The sequence below is a fragment of the Halobacillus sp. genome, from assembly GCF_049282395.1.
GTDB lineage: Bacteria > Bacillota > Bacilli > Bacillales > Halobacillaceae > Halobacillus.
Map to the genome: position 1 here is coordinate 1 of NZ_JBAPTY010000053.1, position 9,768 is coordinate 9,768.

9 protein-coding genes are annotated in these 9,768 nt (G+C 40.8%); all 9 read right to left on the bottom strand.

Going from position 1 to position 9,768, the window contains the following annotated elements:
• Positions 1–116: 116 nt before the first annotated feature.
• Complete coding sequence (locus WAM07_RS02450) at positions 117–731, bottom strand: PH domain-containing protein (protein WP_422164479.1); 615 nt, start codon at positions 729–731, stop codon at positions 117–119.
• Positions 732–858: 127 nt separating this feature from the next.
• Positions 859–1,590 (bottom strand): ZIP family metal transporter, encoded by a 732-nt coding sequence (locus tag WAM07_RS02455; protein WP_422164481.1) that lies wholly within the window; start codon positions 1,588–1,590, stop codon positions 859–861.
• 227 nt (positions 1,591–1,817) lie between these two features.
• Positions 1,818–2,189, bottom strand: a complete 372-nt coding sequence (locus tag WAM07_RS02460) for a VOC family protein (protein ID WP_422164483.1) — start codon at positions 2,187–2,189, stop codon at positions 1,818–1,820.
• 180 nt (positions 2,190–2,369) lie between these two features.
• Positions 2,370–3,587, bottom strand: a complete 1,218-nt coding sequence (locus WAM07_RS02465; protein ID WP_422164485.1) for an SGNH/GDSL hydrolase family protein — start codon at positions 3,585–3,587, stop codon at positions 2,370–2,372.
• A 639-nt stretch (positions 3,588–4,226) separates the two neighbouring features.
• Positions 4,227–5,702 carry a protein adenylyltransferase SelO gene (locus WAM07_RS02470; RefSeq protein ID WP_422164486.1) on the bottom strand — a complete coding sequence of 492 codons (1,476 nt, stop codon included), beginning with the start codon at positions 5,700–5,702 and terminating at the stop codon, positions 4,227–4,229.
• A 218-nt stretch (positions 5,703–5,920) separates the two neighbouring features.
• A complete protein-coding gene (locus WAM07_RS02475) occupies positions 5,921–6,172 on the bottom strand; it encodes a GlsB/YeaQ/YmgE family stress response membrane protein (RefSeq protein ID WP_224895041.1) in 252 nt (83 codons plus the stop codon).
• Between the two features lie 111 nt (positions 6,173–6,283).
• A complete protein-coding gene (locus tag WAM07_RS02480) occupies positions 6,284–7,006 on the bottom strand; it encodes an exonuclease domain-containing protein (RefSeq protein WP_422164487.1) in 723 nt (240 codons plus the stop codon).
• A complete protein-coding gene (locus tag WAM07_RS02485; RefSeq protein ID WP_422164489.1) occupies positions 7,003–7,971 on the bottom strand; it encodes a DUF294 nucleotidyltransferase-like domain-containing protein in 969 nt (322 codons plus the stop codon). Before WAM07_RS02485 ends, WAM07_RS02480 begins: the two co-directional genes overlap by 4 nt.
• Before the next feature lie 24 nt (positions 7,972–7,995).
• Entirely contained in the window at positions 7,996–9,258 is a 1,263-nt protein-coding gene (locus WAM07_RS02490; protein ID WP_422164491.1) for an ammonium transporter, read from the bottom strand.
• Positions 9,259–9,768: the final 510 nt, after the last annotated feature.

Below are 9,768 nucleotides of genomic sequence, written 5' to 3' on the forward strand. Positions count from 1 at the left end.
ACCCAATATCTCGAAATCAAGTCTTACACAAACGAGAGCTTTACCTTAAATTCTACACGGAAGTTTAACATAGCCATAAAAATAAGGAGAGCTTTTAGAATGGCTCTCCTTTACGTTCAATTATGAATATACTTTTCAAATACCTCTTTAAAATCTTTCTGAGTATTTTCGCGATGCTTTTGTTCATACCATCCATAAGCAAAATTAGCTGCCTGTTCGAATTCCTTGGAGATATCATTATCGTGGAAACGGTTATCCTTAATCAGCGAGCTTGCTGTGCCCAGACTATCCCTGGCAAAATCTGAATAGAGACGATTCTCTTCCTGAATATGAGAAATCGCTACGAGTGATTTATACAAATCAGCGATCGCTTCGCCCTCATCCTTAGCAATATCGATACTGAATACTTTATTTCCCATTGTGAATTTAATTTCTAAATCCAGATCGATGGTACCAGCCGTTTCGATAGAAGGGTTACTGATATGATGCTGATAATACTCATACCTTAAAATGTTACGTTTACTGCTGGACGCCTTTTCTCCGTCCAAATGGATCAGCGCTCTGTTTGTAAAGCAATACTCGTCCGATTTTGACTTAATAAGAAAGAAAATTTTCTCCCCATCCTCTGTGAGCACAAAGTCATCCGATTGCGTTTTATCAAAGTCTTCTTTTTTAATAATTTTACCTATATCACTTAATCCTAAAGCATCACTAGCCAGCTTCTTAAACAAAAGAATCTCCCCTTCCATGATTAAGTTTGAAACTCTTCCTCTGCTATATTTCGACAAAAGGCTCTTCTTTCCTTCTCCTGACAAAAAGACTTATAACTTTTTTGGTTTCTTTAACCTCTATCCTTGACTATCTAAACCACTCTACTAGTCCGATCATACTAAGCAAACCAAGTAGGAACGAAAATGTTGCCAAACGCTCATATCCATGTCCATGACTTTCCGGAATAAGTTCTTTGTAAACAATGAACAACATGGCTCCCGCTGCAAAGGCCAGTCCATAAGGGACAAGGAATAATGCAATTTGGACTAAAAACAGCCCCGCAAATCCTGCCATACACTCCATAACCCCCGTGGCAATCGCAAACGTTATGGCTATAAGTTTTGAAACTCGTTGATTAACTAAAAATATGGCAACCAGGAACCCTTCCGGTGCATTTTGAAGAGCCATGGACAGAGCAACGACCACCCCAAGATTTTCTATTTCGCTGGCTAGACTCGCCCCTACCGACAACCCTTCTGGAATATTGTGTAATGTCATCGCCACAATCAGCATCCAGGATTGAGAAGAAAGAGTAATATCAACCCTCTGATGATCCATGTCTGTATGGGGAATAAAATATTCAAGCACATTTAATAGAAGAGCTCCAGCCAGTACTCCAAGCCCAAGAATATATAAGTTCGTAAGCTTTAATGAAGCAGGTATTAAACCATAAGTTGAAGCCGCCATCATTACTCCTGCCGTATAAGCTAATATTGCATCCATTCTTCTGTGGGAAATGTTGCGAATAAATAACACCGGAATAGCTCCCAGTCCCGTGACTAAAGCTGAAGCAATGATTACCATAATATTCGAATCCATAGCCAGCCCCCTTGGCTCTGCTGGAACAGTGAGAATTTAGTGTGTTCTTACTCACTATATGTACAGGCATAACCTGGTTATGCAAGAGAAGAAAAGAGGCTTGCACCTAAAAGAGAGATTCCCAAAATCGCGTTACCTCTCTTTTACACATGTATGATTTTTATATCACCAGACGCATTCTGATCGATTATGCCCCGCTCCGTTAACCAGCTATGAGTTCTATATGGCTACTTGTTAAATTCAATAACGTTTCCGTCAGGATCACAAATATACACTTGGTGCCAATCCGTTTTATTGTGAGGTTTATTTAATATCTCTACTTCATAGGTTTCCATTCTTTCAAGGAAAGCCTCTATATCCCTTACCCTTACAGCAAAATGACCGTCCCTTGAATCAAGCTCTGTTGTTCCACGTAGAGTTTTACCTTCATTATGTACAATTAAATGAATCTGAGTTTCTCCTACCTGATACCAGGCGCCAGGGAATCCAAAATCTGGACGTTTGCTGCTCTCTTCAAATCCTAATATCTCACCGTAAAAATGTTTGGCTCTCTCAATATCTGTAACCAGCAGAGAAACGTGATGAATACCTTTATACATATTATTTTTCTCCTTTCCTTATACGATAACAAAATTTTAAATAAGACTATTCTATTCCTATTATAATACCTATATAATCCAGTAATATAATGAATACGGATTATGTTGAAAAATATATTCCCCGGGAAATTATTTGGATATTTTCCCGAATCATGTAAAACTGCTTACTTTGGAGAAGTTTCATTTAATCATCGAGAGATCTATCGATTCAGCCATTTTCTTATAGCCTAAATCGTTAGGGTGCAAATGATCTCCGGAATCATATTCAGGAAGATAACGCTTAGGTTGGTCAGGATCCCGCATAGCTTTGTCAAAGTCAATCATACCATCAAATGCTCCACTGTTCCTGATCCAATCATTAACCGCCTGCCGGGTCTCTTCCCCTTCTTTCGTGTACATACTTGAACCTTTATAAGGAGTTAACGTACCGCCATAAATTTTAAGTCCTTCCTCATGACAGTCCTGGATAATTTCTTTTATACGTTTAATTATTTTCTCAGCACCATATTCAGGATGATGTCGGATATCATTTAGTCCCTGATGAAAAATCAAAGACGTAACGGCGGTTTCACTAAACACATCCCGCTCCAGCCTTGCTAATGCATTTTCTCCTCTTTCTGCTCCACTGTTGATTAAATGATTACCTGAAACTCCGGCATTTAATACAGATAACTTGCTCTTTTCAGACTCCTGATTTATTCGCTGAGCTAAATAATCTGGCCAGCGATGATCAGCGTTGACTGTTGAATAATTTCCGTTCGCAATGGAACTGCCCATTACTACGATAGAACCTTTCACTGAACGGTCCGCCATAACATCGACTCCGTCCAGCCAGAACCAGGCCTCTTCTTTTTTCTTGAATGCAGATGCACTTGAATCAGAAACATGGTTTCCGGATGCTGATATATATGTCTCCTGGATGGATAACGGATGCCATGTAACAGAGGCGGTGGGCTCACGAACATACAGGCTTACCGCTAGTTCTTCCATGCGATTCACCTTCAGTGAAACAGGATCACTCACTAATTTCCTACCAGGGGGAATAGTTATCTTTTCTTCACCGCCAAATGTGACTTTCCGATCCGTGCCTGGAATCGTTTCTGCTTCATTTTTGGAAGCAGCTACCTGTACCTCGTCAATGGTGATAGGCGAAGATCCAAATTCATTAGACAAACGTATCCGCATCTTCTTCCCATCAATATGTGGCTGAATAATCGAGCGAATGGTTTGGTTATCAAACCCTTCCTGCGATATTCCCTCTGTAAAAGGGGCTTGCATACTTGTACTCCACGCCCCCACCCAGTCTCCCAGCTTATTTGAGAATATCCAGCCTCTTGTTGCATAAATGCTCAGAATAATAATGATAATCGTGAAAAAGATATAAACCCGACGTCCCATATATACTCGCCCTTCTAGTTGCACTCTATTTTCTTGATTTTACATTTCAACACTTAAGTTCTTATATCACACAAACCCTTAATATAAGGTAAGCTTTTATAGGAAGAGACCTTAGTCGCAATACATGATTAATCATTAAACGAAACCTGTGTTTTTAATAATATTATGAATGGATTATCGTAATAGACTCAGAAGAAGTAGAGTTAAAAACTACATACTCAAGCATCTGTTTCTCTTCAATCGTGAATCCAAGCTCTTATTGCCGGAGTAATCATTATCACTATTAGCGAGGCTGACCAATGGAAGGCTGTAGCACAAGATATTAAACATTTTTTAAACAAAATAAAATAATAGAAGAAAACCATTGTTGAACATTCCGAAATGTAAAAGTGACCGTACAGGCACTTCTTCAAGTTCTTTTCGCCACCATGTCTAAACTGTACGAAATTAATAGAGGACAAGAGATGAGGTAAATGTAAAAGAAAACTTAAGGAGTATTCCCTTTCTCAATAGGCTGCCTTGGCTGGGATACGGAATAATCCGTAGTAACTTTCATAGTCACAGGGACCACACGAAAGAAACCACAAAAAATCCCTCCCCTTAATATGGAGAAGGATCTTTCTATTCACTTAAGACTGTTCAGGTTCCGCAAAACGTACGATAAGGTTTGGAAGATGGCTCTGGAGGCGCCGTATAGGCTTCCTGTTCACAGGAATGCGCATAAGGATTGGAAAGAACCCTAAGGAGCTGCTCCAGCACGCTAAAGTCCTCTTCTTTCACTGCAGCTTCAATAGCTTCTTCTACCCGGTGGTTCCGGGGTATAACAGCAGGATTATTATTCTTCATCAACTGGTATGAAGTGTCTTTCGATTCATCCTGCCTGGCCAATCTTTTGCGCCATTGTTCCAGCCACTTTTTAAATTCAGGAGCTTCAAATAAAGATATATCTTCCATTCGGTCAAATGTAAGAGCACGAAACGTATTTGTGAAGTCTGCTTTATTTTCCTTCATCATACGGAGTAAGTCTTCTGCAAGTTCTTTGTCTTCTCTTTCCTGATTAAAAATACCGAGTTTTCTTCTCATGCCGTCCAGCCAGTTTGCTTCGTAGAGACTGGTGAAATGTGAAAGTTCGCGTTCAGCTATTTTTATCGCTTCATCCTGATTCTCATGAATCAAAGGGATCAGGGTTTCAGCAAATCGTACGAGATTCCAGCCCGCAATGTCCGGTTGATTGCCATAAGCATATCTTCCTTGAATATCAATAGAACTGAACACGGTTGCCGGATCATAGGTGTTCATAAAGGCACAAGGACCGTAATCAATAGTTTCTCCACTAATCGCCATATTGTCTGTGTTCATGACTCCATGAATAAAACCGATCAGCTGCCACTTAGCAATCAGCTTCGCCTGGCGTTCAATTACTTGTTGAAGCAGAGAAAGATAGCGATTTTCATCCGATTCAATAGTTGGAAAATGTCTATGAACAGTGTAATCAGCCAAAGCTCGCAAATCATCCAACGTTCCCCATCTTGCTGCAAATTGGAAGGTTCCAACCCTCAGATGACTGCTGGCTACTCGAGTAAGGACCGCTCCCGGTTGTTCAGTTTCCCGAATCACGGACTCACCCGTTGCAACGACAGCCAGACTGCGATTCGTAGGAACACCAAGCGCATGCATAGCCTCACTAATTATATATTCCCGAAGCATCGGCCCAAGTGGTGCCCGTCCATCTCCTCCACGAGAGTATGGGGTGCGGCCTGAACCTTTAAGTTGAATATCTACCCGCTCGTTCTGAGGGGTAATCTGCTCACCTAAAAGTAAAGCTCTCCCGTCGCCCAGCATCGTAAAATGTCCGAACTGATGACCCGCATAAGCTTGAGCTAAAGGAAACGCACTTTCGGGTACTAAATTACCAGCCAGAACGTTTTTGCCTTCCTTACTGTGAAGCCACTCCGCGTTTAACCCCAAATATTCCGCCAGCGTATCATTCGCCAAAATTAAACGAGGGGAACGAACAGGTTCCGGCTCAGAACTCTGAAATAAAAGCTCTGGCAGACGTGCATAGCTATGGTCGAAGTTCAACCCAGTTTCTACTTTTTCTTTTCGCTGTGTCATCACCGCATCTCCTTTCCTGTAACACACATTTATAAAAATTTGATCAATTTACAATCCTCTACACCAGACCAACCGTATCTATTTAATCTTTTCTTCGTCAAATTTATTATACCTGCCCATTTAGTCATTTTAATTATGCAACGCCTTCTATTTATTTTAAAACATTATTCTTATATAAAAAAACTCAAGACTTCTTCAGCCTTGAGTTGCCAATTAAATTACTTTTTTCGAGAGCTTTTCATAACTAAGCTGACAATAAACACAAAGATTATAGCACCTATTAAGGCAGGAATGATTGCTATTCCCGCTAAACTCGGTCCGATCGATCCTAGTAATTCGCCGCCAATCCATGCCCCTACGATTCCAGCAATAATATTACCTATAATTCCAAGCGGCATATCACGTCCAATAATGGCTCCTGCAAGCCAGCCGATTAAACCTCCAACAATTAAATATAATATAATTCCCATATTGATTAGCCTCCTTTACTCACTCTATGTGACTGTATCCTGTATAAACTCACCTCAAACTTAACTCATTAAAAAAAGCTCTGGCCTCAGCCAAAGCTTCCTTAAGGTTTCTTACTCTATAGTCGCAAGGTGTGTATAAACGTCTCTCAAATTTGTGTAACCCTTTTGTTTAATATCCTGAATACTTTTCACCCATAGTTTCGCTGTCGCCCTTGCATCATCTAAAGCATGATGACGCTGGTCAATATCAATGCCATAATGTTTACAACACTCATCCAGACTGACCAGCTTTTTTTCCTGGTGAGCAATCCTGGTTAAAAAAGTGGTATCTACAATGCGGTGCTGAAAATTTTTTCTCAAGGCGAGCCATGTGGCATGATTCATAAACTGCTTCTCATGATTCGCATGATGGGCCACGAGAACATCACTTCTAATAAAAGAATAGAAGTCATGCAGCACGTCTCGAAGAGGTTCCGCATCTATCAGCATATCGCTGGTGATCCCAGTTAGATCCTCGATTTCTTTCGAAGGACCTGATTCACTGTAGACGAGGGAGTAAAATGTTTCTTCTTCCATAATGTTAGTCCCTTCCACTTTTACAGCGCCTATAGATAAAATTTCATCACCTTTGTAAGGATAAAACCCAGTCGTTTCCAAATCAAACACCACAACTTTTAATTCATCAAACGGAACATCCAGGTCATCTTTATTTTTTAACTGTCGTTCTAAGTTTCTTATATAAGCTTCTTTAGAAGGGTCATTCTGATTCAAGGAAGAAAAGCCGCTCCCCAGCCGATCGGACACATCCTTTACAAATTGCATAAATGGATTCATAAGGAACTCTCTTCTTTAAGAACTGATTTGGATTTAGCAAACAGCTGCTGCCCCCGTTTGATCAAATATTTGAGCTGCTGCTTATCCTGTTTCGACAATCGATCCAGCGGTAGTAAGTGAATTTTTTCATAGCTTTCCGCTTCCTTCTTATAACGCAGACGAAACTTGAGCAGTTCCCGAAAGTCGTTCTCATAAGCTTCGATGAATGGGTAGGAATAAGCCAAAATTTCAAACCGATCCAATGTAGGAGCAGCGGACACTCCTTTTTTCAAGGACAAAATTCTCAGAGCATTCACATAGGGGAAATAAGCTGTTTCCTTCAAATGGATCTCCCCTTTCATTCCCTGCCGCTGTTCCGGGAGAAGCTGCCCAAACACACCCACCCCTTTTTTGATAAACTCAAAGTTTTCGACCAACCGGGAATATAGGCGCGGACGGTCTTCCAAGACTGAAAAAGATTCGCGCTTCACTTTTAATAAAAATTCATCACTTCCATCTAACACTCGCGAGTCAAAGAATATCGAAAAATTTCGTAACGACTGCCAGCTGTCTTCACTAAGCCAATCATGAACTTGCTTTTTGTACGATTCAATTGATCGACACCACAAAGGATTCGAAGCCATCACGTTTCCTTCACATTTTTCATAACCCACGATAGCTAAACCATGGCTGATTTCAGCTCCGAGGTTTAAAAAATACTCCTGACATTGAGATTCGCCTTCAAAAATAATACCATGATCCTGATCACTCCAGACCGACTGCTCAGAACGTCCCGCACTACCCATTAGAAAAAACGCAAAAGGAGCAGGAGGCGGACCCTGCTCACTTTCGATCGTTTCTTTAGCAATTCTTAACGTTTGATACATTAGCTGGTCATGAAAAGTATTTAATTGGCGATGATCGTCAACAACAGACGTCATGGTCTCTTCCCGCCACTGCCTGATTTCCTTATAAGTTTCAAACATAACGATCCATCCCTTTGTATATGTTTACGCTCCTGGATTCTTTTCCGGAGAATTAAAGTTTTCTGGATAGCCATAGCCTCCGTGTTCACTTAAATCAAGACCCATAATCTCTTCTTCTTCTGTCACTCGAAGACCTCCCATGGCTTTATCCATAACTTTCAGGATGATGTACGAAACAACAAAAGCATACAATCCACTGCTGACAACACCTAAAATCTGAACACCAAGCTGTTCAAAACCACCGCCATAAAATAATCCTGGACGGCCGACTGAAGCAAGTTCCGGTGTGGCGAACAATCCGTTCGAAAGTGTCCCCCATATTCCAACCGTTCCGTGTACAGATAAGGCAAAGATCGGATCATCAATTCTTTTCTTATCAAAGAACCTCATACTGAAGAATACAAAAGCTCCCCCAACAAGCCCAATAATAACAGCAGCCCATGGTTCAACGAATGCACAAGATGCAGTAATGGCAACTAGCCCTGCAAGCGCACCATTTAGCGTAGTAGGTACATCCGCTTTACCGGTTACAGCCCAAACCATCAGCATGGCACCGATTGCCCCTGCACCTGCAGCAAGCTGTGTATTTAACGCTACATATCCAAAGAAAGCATCTGCTACACCAAACGTACTTCCCGCATTAAAACCGAACCAGCCTGCCCACAGAATAAGTACACCTAAGGCAGTAAATACCTGGTTGTGACCTGCAATTTCGTTAGAAGATCCATCTTTATTATATTTACCAATACGTGGTTTCAAAATCATTGTAGCAGCAAGGGCAGCCGCTGCACCTGTTAAGTGTACGACGGTCGACCCAGCAAAATCCTGTTTACCATGGCCGGCCAACCAGCCTCCACCCCAGATCCAGTGAGCGATGACAGGATAAATAACTATAGAAAATAAAATAGCAAATATCACATAAGCCACTAGCTTCGCACGTTCCGCAAAACCGCCAAATGCGATCGTCATGGCAATAGCTGCAAACGCAAGCTGGAACATAAAGTCAACGGAACCCGCAAGTCCCTCTCCCATTGTGGTCGCATCACCATAAAAGAAATTAGAAAAACCAATAAATGCATTTCCTTCTCCGTAGATCAATCCATAACCTACTGCCCAGAACACCAGGGATACAATTCCTATCGTAAACACTGTTTTACCCGCAATATGACCCGCGTTCTTCATTCGTGTGGAGCCTGCTTCAAGTAAAATAAATCCACCTTGCATCAATAAAACAAGAACCGTACAAACGACAATCCATAAGTTGTTCATTAAAAAAGTTGCATCCATATAATAGCTATCCCCTTCTATGTGATATTTTCTAACATCAGATGTTATATTATACTTTACCAAATTCTAAATATTAAAACAACTCTAATGTTAAGAAAGTTCACATAAAAATATATATTCTTATTTATAAAGCGTTTCCATATTTGTCTCCACACCAATTGACCTGCCCTTAGTTAATTTTTGACATAAAGTGATCAGCTCTTACTCCTTACAATACAGTCAGGTCCAAAAAATTACTTATGGTATGATCCACACCATTAAGGACCGTCTTATTTCTAATCCACCAGATTAATCAGTGTGTAATTATATTTAATCCGGATATTTTCTGGGTAATAGAGTAAAAGTACGATTATACAAGGAGTGATTATAATGACGATTGGCTGTCTTTTCGTTCACGGCTTTGGCGGTGCGCCTTATGAGTTGAAACCTCTTTACGAAGAGATTAATCAAAGCACAGACTGGATTTTAAAATTCCCTATTCTTCCAGGCCATAGTGAACAAGAGTCATTG

Coding starts and splice junctions, on each gene's coding strand:
- WAM07_RS02455 (WP_422164481.1), bottom strand. CDS start 1,590: ATGGATTCGAATATTATGGTAATCATTGCTTCAGCTTTAGTCACGGGA.
- WAM07_RS02460 (WP_422164483.1), bottom strand. CDS start 2,189: ATGTATAAAGGTATTCATCACGTTTCTCTGCTGGTTACAGATATTGAG.
- WAM07_RS02465 (WP_422164485.1), bottom strand. CDS start 3,587: ATGGGACGTCGGGTTTATATCTTTTTCACGATTATCATTATTATTCTG.
- WAM07_RS02470 (WP_422164486.1), bottom strand. CDS start 5,702: ATGACACAGCGAAAAGAAAAAGTAGAAACTGGGTTGAACTTCGACCAT.
- WAM07_RS02475 (WP_224895041.1), bottom strand. CDS start 6,172: ATGGGAATTATATTATATTTAATTGTTGGAGGTTTAATCGGCTGGCTT.
- WAM07_RS02480 (WP_422164487.1), bottom strand. CDS start 7,006: ATGAATCCATTTATGCAATTTGTAAAGGATGTGTCCGATCGGCTGGGG.
- WAM07_RS02485 (WP_422164489.1), bottom strand. CDS start 7,971: ATGTTTGAAACTTATAAGGAAATCAGGCAGTGGCGGGAAGAGACCATG.
- WAM07_RS02490 (WP_422164491.1), bottom strand. CDS start 9,258: ATGGATGCAACTTTTTTAATGAACAACTTATGGATTGTCGTTTGTACG.